At 62.1% G+C, this 15045-nt stretch carries 11 protein-coding genes; 4 read left to right on the top strand and 7 right to left on the bottom strand.

Annotated elements, in window-relative coordinates; genetic code table 11:
- Positions 1 to 23: 23 nt before the first annotated feature.
- The 4 genes from CCOS864_RS15140 to CCOS864_RS28465 form a co-directional block, all read right to left on the bottom strand.
- Positions 24 to 3242: a hybrid sensor histidine kinase/response regulator gene (locus CCOS864_RS15140; protein WP_115087045.1), complete on the bottom strand. Its 3219-nt coding sequence runs from the start codon at positions 3240 to 3242 to the stop codon at positions 24 to 26.
- 85 nt (positions 3243 to 3327) lie between these two features.
- Entirely contained in the window at positions 3328 to 4515 is a 1188-nt protein-coding gene (pvrR, locus tag CCOS864_RS15135; protein WP_115087044.1) for a response regulator cyclic di-GMP phosphodiesterase PvrR, read from the bottom strand.
- Positions 4502 to 7321, bottom strand: coding sequence for an ATP-binding protein (locus CCOS864_RS15130; RefSeq protein ID WP_115087043.1), 2820 nt, complete (start codon positions 7319 to 7321; stop codon positions 4502 to 4504). Before CCOS864_RS15130 ends, pvrR begins: the two co-directional genes overlap by 14 nt.
- Positions 7322 to 7375: 54 nt before the next feature.
- Complete coding sequence (locus CCOS864_RS28465; protein WP_244211921.1) at positions 7376 to 8221, bottom strand: fimbrial protein; 846 nt, start codon at positions 8219 to 8221, stop codon at positions 7376 to 7378.
- A gap of 353 nt (positions 8222 to 8574) precedes the next feature.
- Between CCOS864_RS28465 and CCOS864_RS15120 the strand changes: the two genes are divergently transcribed.
- Positions 8575 to 9105, top strand: coding sequence for a glyoxalase superfamily protein (locus CCOS864_RS15120; protein WP_115087041.1), 531 nt, complete (start codon positions 8575 to 8577; stop codon positions 9103 to 9105).
- Between the two features lie 89 nt (positions 9106 to 9194).
- Here CCOS864_RS15120 and CCOS864_RS15115 read toward each other — a convergent pair whose 3' ends face one another.
- Together CCOS864_RS15115 and CCOS864_RS15110 are read right to left on the bottom strand one after the other, a co-directional pair.
- Entirely contained in the window at positions 9195 to 10427 is a 1233-nt protein-coding gene (locus CCOS864_RS15115; protein ID WP_115087040.1) for an NADH:flavin oxidoreductase/NADH oxidase family protein, read from the bottom strand.
- Between the two features lie 115 nt (positions 10428 to 10542).
- Complete coding sequence (locus CCOS864_RS15110; RefSeq protein WP_010225637.1) at positions 10543 to 11373, bottom strand: alpha/beta fold hydrolase; 831 nt, start codon at positions 11371 to 11373, stop codon at positions 10543 to 10545.
- A gap of 82 nt (positions 11374 to 11455) precedes the next feature.
- Here CCOS864_RS15110 and CCOS864_RS15105 point away from each other — a divergent pair, with 82 nt between their 5' ends.
- Entirely contained in the window at positions 11456 to 11878 is a 423-nt protein-coding gene (locus tag CCOS864_RS15105) for a MerR family transcriptional regulator (protein WP_115087039.1), read from the top strand.
- 12 nt (positions 11879 to 11890) lie between these two features.
- On the opposite strand, the gene CCOS864_RS15100 is transcribed toward CCOS864_RS15105, so the two are convergent.
- Positions 11891 to 12442, bottom strand: coding sequence for a P-loop NTPase family protein (locus CCOS864_RS15100; RefSeq protein ID WP_115087038.1), 552 nt, complete (start codon positions 12440 to 12442; stop codon positions 11891 to 11893).
- 269 nt (positions 12443 to 12711) lie between these two features.
- On the opposite strand from CCOS864_RS15100, the gene CCOS864_RS15095 reads away from it, so the two are divergent.
- A complete protein-coding gene (locus tag CCOS864_RS15095) occupies positions 12712 to 13767 on the top strand; it encodes an alpha/beta hydrolase family protein (protein ID WP_115087037.1) in 1056 nt (351 codons plus the stop codon).
- A 143-nt stretch (positions 13768 to 13910) separates the two neighbouring features.
- Entirely contained in the window at positions 13911 to 15002 is a 1092-nt protein-coding gene (locus tag CCOS864_RS15090; protein WP_115087036.1) for a DUF3616 domain-containing protein, read from the top strand.
- The last annotated feature ends 43 nt before the right edge of the window (positions 15003 to 15045 follow it).

The raw sequence follows: 15045 nt of genomic DNA, 5'->3' as shown, positions 1-15045 counted from the left end.
GTTTGCTGAAAAAGTGGGGGTAGTCATTCGACGGCGAGCAGCACAGCGCCCAGCGCTTCAAGGACGTCAAGCACCTCCTGCGCCAGGGCCGGGGTGATGGTCAGCCCGGTCAGCCGGCACTCGAGCTCGGCGCAGGTCTGCGCCAGGGCAAGGGCCTGCACCACGGCCAATGACCCGGCGATGCTGTGAAGTTTCTGCGCCACGCCGTCGGCATCGCCACGCTCAAGCGCGGTGCGGGTGTCCTGCATGTCCTGTTGCAGGGTACTGACAAACAGCGCCCGCATCTTCGCTGACAACTGCAGCGGTGTTGCAGGCGCTTGCGGGAGCGGGGGGAGGGTGGCACCGATGGCATGCGCCGACTGGTTCGCTCTGCAGTGCTTGAGCAATTGCGTGCGCAAGGTCTGCAGGTTCAGCGGCTTGACCAGCCAGGCATTCATGCCCACGGCCGCGCAGCGTTCACCTTCCTCGCGCAGGGCATTGGCAGTGACGCCGATAATGGGCACCTGAGTATCCCGTTGGCGCAAGGCCGAGGCCAGTTCGTAGCCATTGGTGATTGGCATGTTGACGTCGGTCAGGACCAGGTCGAACCGCCCGGGCAGCCATTGGGCCAGCGCCTGTTCACCATTGTCGGCAACCGTGACGGTACAACCCAGCGCTTCCAGTTGTTCCTTGATGATCGCCTGGTTGATCGGATTGTCTTCAGCCACCAGTACCCGCAGGTTCAGGGCCAGGGCCTGGTGCGGCACCGGTGCCTGGTGTTGGGGGTTGCCCCCTTGCTGCGCCAGGTAGACCGCCCAGGCGATAGCGCGCACATCGTGGGCATCGACTTCCCAGCCTTGGGCCGAATGCTGCGGCGGGTTACGGGCGCCTGCGGCGGCGATAATCCGCGCTCCGGGCCAGGGCGTTTCGTTGCCCAGCGGCAACATATCCACCAACAGTGTCGAGGCCGCTGCCGGTTTCATCTCGGCACCTGCGGGCCAGGCTTGTGCGCCCAGGCGATTGAGCCAGGTGCACAGGTGCTGCGCCAGCTCCTGGGTCGGAGCACGCACGCAAACCGGCGCAGCGCCCGGCTCGAACGCCGGGCAATCGGCCAGCTCGCCCGGTCGGCACTCAAGTGCCAGTTGCAGGGAAAAACTGCTGCCCAGGCCAGGTTCGCTGACGACCTTGAGCTGGCCGGCCATCAATTCACACAGCCACCAGCAAATTGCCAGGCCCAACCCTGCACCGGCTTCACTGGAGGCGTCGCGCACCTGGTAGAACGGATCGAACAACTGCGCCTGCTGGGCCTGGGAAATACCGATGCCCGAGTCGCTGACCTGCCACTGCAGGCTGGCTTCCTCGCCACTGCGTTGCAGTACCCGCAGGCGCAGCACCACCCGGCCGTGATCGGTGAACTTGATCGCGTTGCTCAAGAGGTTATTGAGGATTTGCCGGATGCGCAGCGGATCGCCGCGCACCCGGTCAGGGAGTGTGGCGTCAATGCAGGCATAGAGCTGCAACCCCTTGGCCTGGGCGGAGGCGCTGTAGGTGCGCACGGTGTCTTCGGTCAGTTCCAGGGGGCAGAAGTCCTGGGCTTCCAGGGTCATTTGCCCGGACTCGATCTTCGACACGTCCAGTACATCGCTGATCAACTGGAACAAGGTTGCCGAGGAACGCTGGATGGTGTCCAGGTACTGCTGCTGACGCGGCTCGAGCGCCGTCAGCCCCAGCAGTTCGAGGGTGCCCAGCACGCCGTACAGCGGCGTGCGGATCTCGTGGCTCATGGTCGCCAGGAACCGGGTCTTGGCTTCGTTGGCCGAGTCGGCGGCTTTGCGTGCCTGTTCCAGCGCCACGGCGTCCTCGACCCGGCGGGTGACATCATGGATGGCGCACAGCCAGACATCCTGGCCGTGATAGCGGGTGGAAATGAAATCGACGTGCAGGTGACGGCCGTCGACCTCAAGGTCGGTCTGCCCGGAGCGGGTAAGGTCGTGCTGGCGGTTGAGGGCGTTGATCAGCTTGGCACTGTCCTGCCATTGCTGGGCGCGCGGGTTCTCCATCAACACCTGATGATCGCTGCGGCGGACCACGCACAGGCCGGTCGGCGCGGTGTCGATGACAGTGCGGCTGAACGCCTCGCTTTCGGCGATGCTCTCATGGGCCTGGTGGGCCGGCAGCACCACCCGGCGTTTGTACCAGCGGTTGAAGGCCCAGCCGCCGCCCAGCGCCGCCAGCAGCGCCAGCAACAGGCCAAGCAACGGCCAACGGGCGTAATTGAGGAAACTCTTGATACTGATGACGTAGATCCCCGTCCAGGGTTGCCCCTGGGTGCTGGATACCTTGAACACCAGCCCGTCACTGTTGAAGTTCAGCCCTTCATGCAGGTGCAGTTCAGGCTTCACCGCACCGATCAGCGCTTCGCCGGAGGGGGCGATCAGGGTGAAATGGTCGTAGATCGTCCACTGCATGATCCGCTCGACGTCGTTGACCTGGGACAGGTTCAGCAGTGACGCGACCACCACCCAGGGGCTGGCACCCTGGATGTTCAGATGGGTCGAGGACAGGTCGAGATTGACGTAGCCGAGCACGGACGGGATGGCAACGTTATCGGATGCTTCGTTGTACTGCACCCAGTGAACCTGGTTGTCCAGCGGCTTGGGATTGTTGTCGTGCAGCCGCTGCAGCACCTGCTTCATCACTGCGACGAACTCGCCACCCTGTATCTGACCTGCGTCGCGCAAGCGTCCGGCGGCGGGCACGGCAATGTCGAAGTTGTCCGGAACGTTGAACAGGAACACCTGTGGTGACTGAAAGTGCGAGGCAGACCAGAAGGCGCTGTAGTAATCGGCCAGGTGCGCCCCGAGGGTAAAGACTTTCGCCTGTTGGCTCGGTGCAACACTGTCCGGGTTGATCTTCACGCTGAACGGCAACGAGAACGAAAACTGTTGCCCCTGATAGATGTCAGGGCCTTCATCGGGCAGTGCCTTTTGCAGCGATATGGGTGAGACCAGTGAGTCCAGCAGCTCACCTTTGGCACTCTGCGCAGACACCGTGTCGAGAAAGGCTTCCTGCTCGCGCAGGTTTTCCAGCACCCGGGCAAAGTGGAACCGCACCGTGTCGTGCTGTTCTTCGAGCGTGCGCTGCACCCCCCAATAGCTGATGCCCATCAACAGCAGTACGGTGGTGCACAGCACGGTCAGGCCTCTGTTCAGGCGCAGCGAGCTGTTGGCCAGCTTCTCGAAGAAAGCGTTGGGATGATTCATCGCGGGGCCACCCGGTAGGTGAGCGCAAAGCGGTTGTGCACGGAGACCTCGAAGCAAGAGACGTTCAAACGCACATGCCTGCGGGTCAATACGCGCTTGCCGGACCGTCATGGGTCAACAACTGCTGGAACTGACTCGAAGACACGGCTTGGGAAATCAGGAAACCCTGGACCTGAGTGCAGTCGATTTTACGCAACAGAGCAAGTTCCTGCGCGGTTTCTACACCTTCGGCCACGACGGTCAGCCCCAATTGCCGGCCCAGTGCGACAATGCTGGTCAACGCCTGGGCCAGCTCTTCGTTCTCGTTGCAGCCCTGGACCAGCGCCCGATCGATCTTCAGCTCGGTAAAAGGCGTCGACACCAGGTTCATGTAGGAGCTGTAGCCCTTGCCGAAATCATCTTGCGACAGGCCGAACCCCATGATCCGCAGCCGGCAGGCGCCGGCGTAGAAATTGCTGATGTCCTGCGGTACCGAGCACTCCATCAGCTCGAAGCAGATTTTCCCCGGTACCCCTTGCTGATCGTGAACAAACGCCAGAATGCGATCGGCCAGGTCATGGCTGTTGAGCAGGTGGGTGGGCAGGTTGATGGACACCGGAATGTCATAGCCCTGCTCACGCCACTGCGCCTGGGCCTTGATCGCCTGGCCCAGCACGTGCCACAACAGGGGTTCTTCCAGGCCGTAAAGCTTGAGCGCGGTGAGGAACATGCCCGGCAACAGCACCCCGTACTCGGGGTGCATCCAGCGCACCAGTGCCTCGGCGGCGACGATGCGACCATTGGCCAGGGCCTTCTTGGGTTGAAACCAGGCCTGCAGCTGACCGTTGTCGAGGGCATCGAGGATCGCCTGGCGCTCGAAGCCCGGGGTGGGCTCGGGCTGCGCGGCATTGCGCAAGCCCATGAGTTGATCGGTCAGGCTGCGCAGGGCGGCGGCCTTGACCGGTTTCGAGATCAGGCCGATGACCTTCACTCCCAGGTTGCGCGCCACCAGGCTGGCCGCCATCAGCATACGCCGCGAGGTTGCACTCATGATTGCCAGGGCTGGCCTGCAGCGCAGGGCTGCCAGGCCCTGGATGAACTGCACGCCATCCATGCCGGGCATCAGCAGGTCGGTGAGGACCAGGTCGAACTGACGTCGTTTCAAGCGCGCGAGCGCTTCGGCGCCATCGCATGCCACCTCCAGATGGAAATCACCCAGTTCGCTGAACAGGTGTTGCAGGTACAGGTGCTGGAAGGGGTGGTCTTCGACAATCAAAATGCTACAGGGCTTCATGGGGAGTTCTTTCATAAGGCGCCAGGTAATTGAACAGGGCTCTGAGCGTGAAAGGCTTGACCAGGCAGTGATTCATACCCGCCGCCAGGCACAAGGCCGCTTCACCGCGCAGGGCGTTGGCGGTGGCACCGATGATGGGCGCCGTGCAGCCCAGGCGACGCAGCTCCCGAGCCAGCTCGTAACCATTGAGCCCAGGCATGTTGATGTCGCTGAGGACCGCGTCGAATTTTCCGTTGTCCCAGAGCGACAAGGCCTCGTTGCCATTGGCGGCCAGCTCCACGGTGCAGCCGAGCTCTTCCAGTTGATCGCGCAGGATCAGTTGATTGATCACGTTGTCTTCGGCGACCAGGATGTGCAGGTTCAGCTGCTTGAGGTCGTACGGATCGAACGCCTCCCGGGGGCTTGCCACCCACAGCCCTTGGGCCAGGCTGACGGCCTGGTGAATGGCCGGCAAGTCGTTGAGGTTGACCTTCCAGGCGCCGGACATGATCTGCGGTTCGTTGCTGCCATCGCCGCAGGCCAGCACCAGCGGGCCGAGCCAATGAGGCTCCAGGCGCTGCTCGAAAGCGTTGGCGTGCAGTTCGATCAGGACACTTTGCGTGGCAAGGTCGGCGCTGGGCGGGCGACCGATTTGCGGACGGGCGCCCCAGCGACGCAACCAGCCACTGATGACCTCGGCCAGTTCGCGGATCGGTGAAACCACATGGACGATCTCCGGCAGCAGGCTGGGCATGGTGCTTGGCAGGGTATTGCCCGAGGGTTGCTCCAGTGGCAGGGTCAGGGAAAAACTGCTGCCCAGCCCCAGTTCGCTGACCATGCGGATACTGCCGTTCATCAAATGGGTCAGGCGCTGGCAGATGGGCAGGCCAAGCCCCGTACCCGCCACCACATTGGTGTTGCCATCGATCTGGTAGAACGGATCGAAAATCAACGCCTGATCGTCCTGGCTGATCCCTTTGCCGGTGTCCGAGACTTGCCATTGCAAGGTAGCGCGCTCGCCTTCGCGGCACAGCAGCCTGACCCGCAGGACCACCCGTCCGGCGTCGGTGAACTTCACGGCGTTGTTCAGCAGGTTGTTGAGGATCTGGCGGATTCTCGTGGCATCGCCGATAACCCGCTCCGGCAACTGCGGGTCCAGGCAGGCATACAGCTGCAAGCCTTTGCTGCGGGCGGCGGCGGCATAGCTCTGGATGACTTCCTGTACCAGCCCCAGCGGGCAGAACTCGCTCGACTCCAGCACCAACTGGCCCGCTTCGATTTTCGACACGTCCAGCACATCGCAGATCAACTGCAACAAGGTTGCCGAGGAGCCTTCGATCGCCCGCAGATAGTCGCGCTGCTGGACGTCCAGTGGCGTACGCGCGAGCAGTTCCAGGGTGCCCAGCACACCGTACAGCGGGGTGCGGATTTCGTGGCTCATGGTTGCCAGGAACAACGTCTTGGCTTCGTTGGCGGCATCGGCCAGTTGCCGCGCCTGTTGCAGCGCCTCTTCGATCTGGGTACGGGCGCTGATGTCGCTGAAGGCGCACAACAGCACGTCCTCGCCCTTGTAGCGGGTGGGCGAGCTGCTCAAGTACAGGTGGCGGCCATCGGCGGTTTCAAAATAGTCGGTGAAGGTCGCCGACGTGCCAGCAAAGGCCTGGCAAATCCAGCCGGGGCACAACTGCTCGCGCTCACCGCCCTGGCCCAGCCACTGTTGGGACAGGGTGTTTTCCAGCACCACCTGGCCATCGGCGCGGCGCAGTACGCACAGCGCCACAGGGGCGGTCTGGATCACGTCGCGGCTGAACAGCTCGCTTTCGACCACGGCCTGGATCCGGTGGATCGTCGGGGTGATGAAACGATGCTCCAGGCGCCGGATCAGCAGCCACACCAGGCTGATACTCAGCAGGCAGAACAGCAGGGCGCCCAACAGTTGCGATACCAGCGCGGCGAGCAGCGCCTGCAGACTGATGGAATACACCAGTTGCCAGTCGGATGACTTGAGTTGTTTGCGAATCACCAGGTGATCGGGCAGCCAGCGTTCGCCAACCAGCCCGAAGAAGTTCTCGCGCTGCAGTTGCAACAGGTTCTGGCTCAAGTGTGCGCTGTGGCTATTGGTAAACAACAGCATGCCCTGGGCGTTGAACATCATGAACTCGCCGGCGCTCTGGTCGTTCAAGGCGCTGGAGACTTTACGGCCATCCATTTCCAGGCCCAGCCAGCCGGAGTCCACGTCACGTTCGTCCAGGCGGATGAAAATGTACAGCTGTGCATGCTTGGCCGATTGATGAGTCAGCCAAAGCTCTTCATGGGGTGAGTTGTTTTCGCGCTTCAAGGTTTCCAGGCTTTTGAGCATCGCCTGAGGAAAGGTTCTCGGCATCGGCGTCGCGGTGTACAGGCGTTTTACCTGTGCGTCGGTGCCGCTGCTGACGTAAATCAGATTGACCTGCTTGGCTTTCAAGTTGTCGCGCATGCGCTGGGTCAGCCCGATGCGCCACTGCTTGCCGGGCGTGGTGCCCAGCAGCAGGTGGATTTCTTCATCGGACATCGGTGGCACGCTTCGGGATTTACGCGTGGCCGACAGGCTGAGGCTCTCGAGCAGGGCCTGGCGGGTGGTGAAAAACGTATGGGCCTCGGCGATCGCGCTGCTCATGTAGCCACGACGCTGCGACACTTCATTGGTGAAGGTGAACAACAAAAAGTTGTACACCCCGCCCAGAATGCCGATCAGCAACACCACAGCGAAAATGCGCAACAAGCGTCGCGCCGCATGGGGGGTGGAAAGGATCGGGTTGATCTGATGCAGGTACGTCTTCAATCTCATGCCGGCACTTTAGGCACGCGGGGGTGCCGGCGATATAAGACGATCCTTAATTGACTACAGGTAGCTCATGATGAAGGTCACGGCAGTGTTGGCGCTGCCTGCTTCAAGGTGATCTTCGGCCAGGCGGTAGTAGGCGGCGGCCAAGGGGATTTTGAAGTCGGTACCCAAGGGGTCGAAGCCATTGAACGGATACGAGGTGTCCAGGGCAATGGGTTGTCCTGAATCGTTCATCAACTGCAAGCCGATGCCCTTGGCCGTGGATTCGCCATTCAGTGCCACGACACCGTTTTTTGCATCGATGACCCGAGTGGTGGCCTTGAGTTGGTACGTCACTTTCTTGATGCCGCGCTGGCACTGGTTCAGGGCAGTGTTGAACTTGATGAACACCAGGTCAGTAACTTGCAGGTTGCCCAGAAAACCGGCGGGAATTTCGTTGGTCGCTGACAAATCGCCGGATTTGAACACTTCGAGCGTGTAGTTACCGCCGTTGGTTGTATAGGTCCCTGCGCCCACGTTAAACGGCGGTGGCATGTAGGAGATGTTCGGGTTGGGGGTGCCCACGCGAAATGAAAGCCCGCTCTTGCCCAGGGGGTAAGTACTGTCTACCGGTATACCCAGTGCAGGGTTCATGGCGAATCCGTATCGTGTTGCTGCCGCACACGTGAAGACATGCTCTGCTGAGTTAAGGCTTTGCTGATAAACGATAGTGCCAATGGGGGCGTCCTGGGGGATCGTCAAGCTGTCAGCGGTCAAACCGGCGCCGAAGTTCACCGTGGTCTCTTTGTTGTGCTTGTCACTAAAGGTAAAGGTGCAATTGGCAGCCATTGCATCGGGGCCAACTGCCCATGCAACTACGCAAGCGATGCCCAATAAAATGCGCTGCCAGGTTGAAAAATCCATGGTGATGACGGTACACGGTGATGAAGATGCGATGCACTCTAGTGTCCATGCCCAGACGCGAACATCAGGCGATTCTTAGAGTGCATCGCCGCTGTTGGCGCAACTAGGCAAACGACCCCGTGCGTACCTCGCCGCCCCGTACATAACGCGCCACCAGCACACCGCTGGGCAAGGGTGAAATCGACAGCGCGCCGATCATCTGTGTACTATCGCGCCCAGGCCAATGCTGCCTGCCGCTCGCGCCCACAAGGGCATGGTGAAAGCATGTAAAGAAGCACCCGAACCCTGTCGCTTTTCTTGCAGTCGAGGTTTGGCAACGCGAGCACCACACGGCCTCGGCTTCAGGAGGAACGATGATTTCAAACGAGCAAGCCAAACAGATGGCCAAGCGCCTGCGCGTGTCGCTGCAAGCGCATAGCCCAGCGCTTTCACACGCTGCTGCGCTGGAACTGGTGGCGCAGCAACTGGGCTACAAGGACTGGAACACCGCCGCCGCGCTGTTGCCCCCAGACACCCCGCCAGCGGCGATCCGCTTCGACAAGCCCATCCCCATCCTGCGCAGTTTCGATGAAGCCAAGGCCCGCGAGTTCTACCTGGGTTTTCTCGGTTTCAGCGTCGAGTTCGAGCACCGCTTCGAGGCCGATTTGCCGCTGTACCTGGGCATCAACCGCGATGGCCTGCAGTTGCACCTGTCCGAGCATCACGGCGATGCCAGCCCGGGGGCGACGATCTTCGTGCCCATGCACAATATCGAGCAACTGCGCGACGAACTGCAGGCCAAGCGCTACGGCTATGGCCGGCCGGACATCGTCGAGCAGGGCTGGGGCAAGGTGCTGGAGGTCTATGATCCGTTTGGCAACCGGATTCGCTTCTGCCAGAGCTGATGGACCCTGATAGAGCTGTGCTGGCCTCATCGCGGGTCAAGCCCGCTCCTACAGGAGCGAGCTTGACCCGCGATTGAGCGCGAAGTGGCTCAACGCACGCGCTGGGCAATCCACTGCCGGTACTGGCGGGCGCGCAGCGCATTGCCCAGTTGCTGGCCGATCAGCGCCCACAGCGGCGATACCTGCGGGCGGGGCGCCTTGCCCTGGCTGAGCTTGCGCAGCTGGAACTTGACCAGGGCCATGTTGGCCAGCGATGCCAGCGGCTTGTTCTTCCAGGTGATCGGCGCCAGCGCCGGCGCCGTGCCCTTGCCTTGCTGCCAGGCGCGGGGCAGGTTGGGGTCGATGGCCAGCGCCGTGCCGATGCCGACCATGGCCACGCCACTGTCGACCACCTGCTGGGCCACCGGCAGGCGACGGATGCCGCCAGTGACCATCAGCGGCATGCTCGCCACCTTCTGTACGTCGCGGGCGAACTCCAGGAAGTAGGCTTCCCGGGCCAGGGTGCGTCCGTCGCGAGCCTCGCCCTGCATGGCCGGGGCTTCGTAACTGCCACCGGACAATTCCACCAGGTCGACGCCCCGGCCGTTGAGCAGTTGCACCACCTGGCGGGCATCGTCGGCACTGAAGCCGCCGCGTTGAAAGTCGGCGGAGTTGAGCTTGACCGCCACGGCAAACTGCGGCGCCACCACGGCGCGCACCGCCTTGACGATCTCCAGCAGCAGCCGTGCACGGTTTTCCAGCGAGCCGCCCCAGGCGTCGTTGCGCTTGTTGCTCAGCGGCGAGAGGAACTGGCTCAGCAGGTAACCATGCGCGGCATGAATCTCAACCCCGGTGAAGCCGGCCTGTTCGGCCAGTTGCGCGGTACGGGCAAAGCGCTGGATGACCTCGACGATCACCGCTTCGGTCATCGCCTGGGGCGTGTTGAAGTGTTTGGACAGTTTGCCCATTTCCAGCGCCACCGCCGAAGGTGCCCAGGTCGGTTGACCGAGGTTGGCCGGCATCTGCCGCCCGGGGTGGTTGATCTGCAGCCAGAACTGCGCCCCATGGCTACGGCCGACGCTGGCCCAGCGCTTGAACTTGGCCAGTTGCCGGTCATCTTCGAGCACCACACCGCCCGGGCCGGTCATGGCGCGGCTGTCGACCATCACATTGCCGCTGATCAGCAGGCCCGCGCCACCGTCGGCCCAGGCCTGGTACAAGCGCAGCAACTCTGCGGACGGCGCCTGGTCGGCGTCGGCCATGTTCTCTTCCATCGCGGCCTTGGCCAGGCGGTTGGGGATCACGCTTGCGTTGGGCAATGTCAGCTTGTCGAACACGTTCATGGGGAGTGCCTCGTTTGATCGTGTTCAAACCATAACCTTAAAGTTAACTTTAATGTCAACAGGCTTTTTCAGGGGGTGAAGCAGGGTGCCAGGGCAGGGCCCTGGCACCGCAGTATCAGCTGCGTATGAAGGCCAGCAGGTCGGCGTTGATGATATCGGCATGGGTGGTGGGCATGCCGTGGGGGTAGCCCTTGTAGGTTTTCAGGGTGCTGTTGCTGAGCAGCCTGGCCGACAGCAGGCCTGAATTTTCATAGGGCACGATCTGGTCATCGTCGCCGTGCATCACCAGCACTGGCAGGGTGAGGCGCTTCAAGTCCTCGGTAAAGTCGGTCTGCGAGAAGGCGACGATGCCGTCGTAGTGGGCCTTGGCGCTGCCCATCATGCCCTGGCGCCACCAGTTGAGGATCACCCCTTGCGAAGGTGTTGCCCCGGGGCGGTTGTAGCCGTAAAACGGCCCGGCGGGAATGTCGTGGTAGAACTGCGCGCGGTTGGCCGCCAGTTGCGCCTGCAGGTCGTCGAACACCGACTTGGGCAGGCCGCCGGGGTTGCTGGCGGTCTGCACCATCAACGGTGGCACCGCCGCCAGGATCGCCGCCTTGCTGGCGCGGTCCTGGCCGTGGCGGGCCAGGTAATGCACCACCTCGCCGCCGCCGGTGGAATGTCCGACATGCACTGCGCCGCGTACCCCCAGGTGATCGACCACCGCCGCCACGTCATCGGCGTAATGGTCCATGTCGTGGCCATCCCAGACCTGGCTGGAGCGCCCGTGGCCGCGGCGGTCATGGGCGATAACCCGATAACCCTGGGCCAGGAAGAACAGCATCTGCGCATCCCAGTCGTCACCGCTGAGCGGCCAACCGTGGTGGAAGAAAATCACCTGGGCATCGCGCGGGCCCCAGTCTTTATAGAAGATTTCAACGCCGTCTTTGGTTGTGACGAATGCCATGTTCGTTGCTCCTCTGTGATGTGTTTGCTGCGTCCTAGGGTTAAAGTAAGGTTTAAGGTCACTGCCCTGTTGAAGGCGAGCTATGAGAATAGGAGAACTGGCGAAACGCAGCGGCCTGAGTGCCTCGCGAATTCGCTTTTACGAGACCAGCGGCCTGATCAGATCGGTGGCGCGCAAGGCCAACGGCTATCGCGACTACGCCCCGCAAGCGCTGTGGACCCTGCAGATCATCACCAGCGCCCAGGGCGCAGGGTTTAGCCTTGAGGAGATTCGTCAGCTGCTGCCGGCCAATGCCGACGGCTGGCAGCATGACGCGCTGCTGGCCGGGCTCAAGCGCAAGGTCGCCGAGATCGAAGTACTGCAAGCGCAACTGGCGCAGAACCGCGAGCAGTTGCTGGTGGCCATCGACAGTATCGAAAACCGCCCCGAGGACCGCGACTGCACCGACAATGCCAGGATGCTGATGGAACGGCTGCTGGAACAGGGGCGAGCGGGGCAGGCGTGAATGCTTTGGGGATCAGCGCTGACGCTGCAGCCCCTCTGCGCCAACCGCGTCAGCCGGCAACCCTTCGACAAATGCCGCAATCTGGCGGCTGCCGCGCACATGCACCACCGGTACCTGCGGGCCGATGGCCTCGCGCACCGCCTCGATCCCCGGGCGATAACCGCGATTGAAGGTCCAGACAAACTTCAAGAAAGTCAGAAACGCCCGGTCGAGCTTTTCGCTGCAGCCGTCCGCCAGGTCAGGCCGAGGGCGATTCAACACACTGCGCTTGATCACCCGCATCAAGCAGGTCAGGCGCGGCGTATCCAGCCAGATCACCAGGTCAGCCCGGGGCAGGCGCAGGTCGAACGTGCGTCGCGCATAGTTGCCTTCACACACCCAGGTGTCCTGCGACACCGCCTCACGTACCCGCGAGCGGAACTGCTCGGCATCGGGTTCGACCCAGCCGGGTTCCCAGAACAGCCTGTCCAGGTGCACCACCGGCAACCCCAGTTGTTTGCCGAGGGCGCGGGCGAGGGTGGACTTTCCGCTGCCGGCGTTGCCCAGAATGACGATCCGTTGCATGAGGGACTACCTTGTCGGGAAAAAAAGCCGGCGATTGTGCCGGTTTTGCCGGGGAAATTAAACAAGGACCGGCGGCAGGCCATCGCCGCTGTGGTGGTGTGATGCCGTTGCGCTAACGATGAAAGTCCCATGCACGTCGGCGCGAATATGGGCTTTAATGTCCGTGCAACGCACCTGTGCTCAACATTGGATTTCGACCGCATGCGAGATGGGCCCAACAGCCTGCTTCAGATTGCTATGCGCTTGTCCGATCAAGGAAGATAACAACATTGAAAACAGCTTTCGGCGCCCTGTTTCTGATCTGCCTGACTGCCAGCGCATTCGCTGACGATAACCCGGTTGGCTTCCAGTCCTCCACGCTGCTGGACACGCATGATAATCGCACGCTGGAGATGGTTGTCTGGTACCCCAGTGCAACCACCGCCACCACGCAATTGATCGCCGATAATGCGGTGTTTGTCGGTGCTTCTGCCGTTCGTAACACGCCACCGGCTGCTGGCGAACACCCATTGGTAGTGCTCTCCCATGGTTTCGGGGGCAACTGGGGCAACCAGACCTGGCTTGCCAGTGCGCTGGCCCACAAGGGTTACATCGTCGCCGCGGTCAACCACCCCGGCACCACTAGCCGTGACCGTAGCCCTCAAGCAGCGGCGCAGTTATGGCAACGGCCCGTGGATCTGAGCCGAGCCATTGAAGCGGTCACGACTCAACCTGAAAAATTTGGCCAGGTCGCGAAGCGCCGAATTGCGGTAGTGGGCCATTCACTGGGTGGCTGGACCGCCATGGAGATCGTCGGGGCTCGTTTCGACCCAGACCGATTTGCCCGTGACTGCAAAGCCCACCCGCAGTTGGTCAGTTGCACCGTTTATCAACAGATGAACGCCGAAAGCACTTCAGCATTGAAGGCCGGGTTGGCCGGTGATTTGCGCGATAAACGCGTCACTGCGGTGGTTACACTGGACCTGGGCCTTTCACGCGGGCTGACCGATGAAAGCCTTGCGGCGCTGCCGGTACCAGCGCTAGTGATCGCTGCCGGCGTACCGTCGCAAGAGCTCCCCGCTCAGTTGGAGTCCGCCAACTTGGCCAAACGCCTGCCCCAAGCGTCAAGCCGTTACGTCGAAATCAGCGACGCAAGCCACTTCAGCTTCATGTCGGTGTGCAAACCTGGTGCGGTGGCAGTGCTCGAAGAAGCAGTACCAGGCGATGGCATCATCTGCCGAGATGGCGACAACGGCCGCCCACGTGGGTTGATCCAGCAGCAGATTACCTCGCTGATCACTGAGTTTCTGACGCAGTCATCTGGCAACAGCGAGGACATGTTGTAAACCATCAGTATTAGTGGGGGGCGGTGCTTGTCTACAAAGCCTGCACTGCAGGCTGGGAACCTGGCGAATAGCCTTGATTGTTGACGGGTAACCACTAGCCTTTACACAGCTTCGCGTCACCCCCTCAAGGCAGGAGAGCACCCATGAGCAAGCCAGGCAATACCGTGATGCTGCGCTTTGATCCGGCATTTGCGTCATTGCGTGACGGCCTTTCGGTTGCCTTGCAGATCGGCGACACGCTGTGGCTGGCCAACGACGAAACCACCAGCCTGGAACGCCTGACCATCCAGTCCGCAGCACCCGGCGAGGCTGTGATGTGCGATGAGCACCACGCCTTCCCGCTCATGGAATACCTGAGCCTGCCCATACCCGATCCAGACGCCGAGATCGACATCGAGGGCCTGGCCTATGCCCCTGACGGGGGGTATCTCTGGGTCGTCGGCTCCCATAGCCTCAAGCGCAAGAAGGCGGATGCCGACAAATCCGCGCAGAAGAACATCAAGCGCCTGTCGACCGTAGAGGCTGACGGCAATCGCTTTCTGCTGGCGCGTCTCCCTGTGGTGCAGCAGAACGACCGCTATGAGCTCGCCGAAAAGGTGGATGGCGATGGACGTACGGCGGCGCAGTTGCATGGCAACGCGCTCGGCAACGACCTGACCGCGGAAATCGCCAAGGACGATCAGCTACGCGACTTTCTGCGCATCCCGGGCAAAGACAACGGTTTCGACATTGAAGGCTTGGCCGTCATCGGCTCGCGCCTGCTGTTGGGGCTTCGGGGGCCAGTGCTGCGCGGCTGGACCGTGCTGCTGGAGATCGAACCCGAAGCCGACGGCGACTCGACCGACACCCTGGTGCTGAAGAAGATCGGCCCGGGTGGGCGTCGCTACCGCAAACACTTTTTTTCGCTCAATGGCCTGGGGGTGCGAGACCTGTGCACCCGCGGCGACGACCTGCTGATTCTGGCGGGGCCGACCATGGACCTGGACGGCCCGGTCACGGTGTTCCGTTGGCGCGGCGGCTTCGCAGCCGATGAAGAGCAGGTGGTGTTCGCCGATCAATTGGAGACGGTGCTGGAGGTGCCGTTCGGCAAAGGCGACGACCATGCAGAGGGCATGTGTTTGTTCAAATCGGCTGAGGAGAGCAGGGAGCTTTTGCTGATCGTCTACGACGCTGCCGCGCAGCGTCGTAAACACGGTGACCGGAGTGTCGAAGGGGACCTGTTTACCCTCGATTAACGGCGGCGCACTCGCCAGGCAAGGTCGGAGCGCCGCACACTAT

Source organism: Pseudomonas wadenswilerensis (assembly GCF_900497695.1).
In the GTDB taxonomy this organism is placed as follows: Bacteria; Pseudomonadota; Gammaproteobacteria; order Pseudomonadales; family Pseudomonadaceae; genus Aquipseudomonas; species Aquipseudomonas wadenswilerensis.
The sequence above is the reverse complement of the archived record's forward strand: the minus strand, read 5'-3'. Positions and strand labels throughout refer to the sequence as shown.

Excerpts from the sequence above, each read along its gene's own strand:
- CCOS864_RS15140 (WP_115087045.1), bottom strand. The coding sequence starts at position 3,242 with ATGAATCATCCCAACGCTTTCTTCGAGAAGCTGGCCAACAGCTCGCTG.
- pvrR (WP_115087044.1), bottom strand. The coding sequence starts at position 4,515 with ATGAAGCCCTGTAGCATTTTGATTGTCGAAGACCACCCCTTCCAGCAC.
- CCOS864_RS15130 (WP_115087043.1), bottom strand. The coding sequence starts at position 7,321 with ATGAGATTGAAGACGTACCTGCATCAGATCAACCCGATCCTTTCCACC.
- CCOS864_RS28465 (WP_244211921.1), bottom strand. The coding sequence starts at position 8,221 with ATGGATTTTTCAACCTGGCAGCGCATTTTATTGGGCATCGCTTGCGTA.
- CCOS864_RS15120 (WP_115087041.1), top strand. The coding sequence starts at position 8,575 with ATGATTTCAAACGAGCAAGCCAAACAGATGGCCAAGCGCCTGCGCGTG.
- CCOS864_RS15115 (WP_115087040.1), bottom strand. The coding sequence starts at position 10,427 with ATGAACGTGTTCGACAAGCTGACATTGCCCAACGCAAGCGTGATCCCC.
- CCOS864_RS15110 (WP_010225637.1), bottom strand. The coding sequence starts at position 11,373 with ATGGCATTCGTCACAACCAAAGACGGCGTTGAAATCTTCTATAAAGAC.
- CCOS864_RS15105 (WP_115087039.1), top strand. The coding sequence starts at position 11,456 with ATGAGAATAGGAGAACTGGCGAAACGCAGCGGCCTGAGTGCCTCGCGA.
- CCOS864_RS15100 (WP_115087038.1), bottom strand. The coding sequence starts at position 12,442 with ATGCAACGGATCGTCATTCTGGGCAACGCCGGCAGCGGAAAGTCCACC.
- CCOS864_RS15090 (WP_115087036.1), top strand. The coding sequence starts at position 13,911 with ATGAGCAAGCCAGGCAATACCGTGATGCTGCGCTTTGATCCGGCATTT.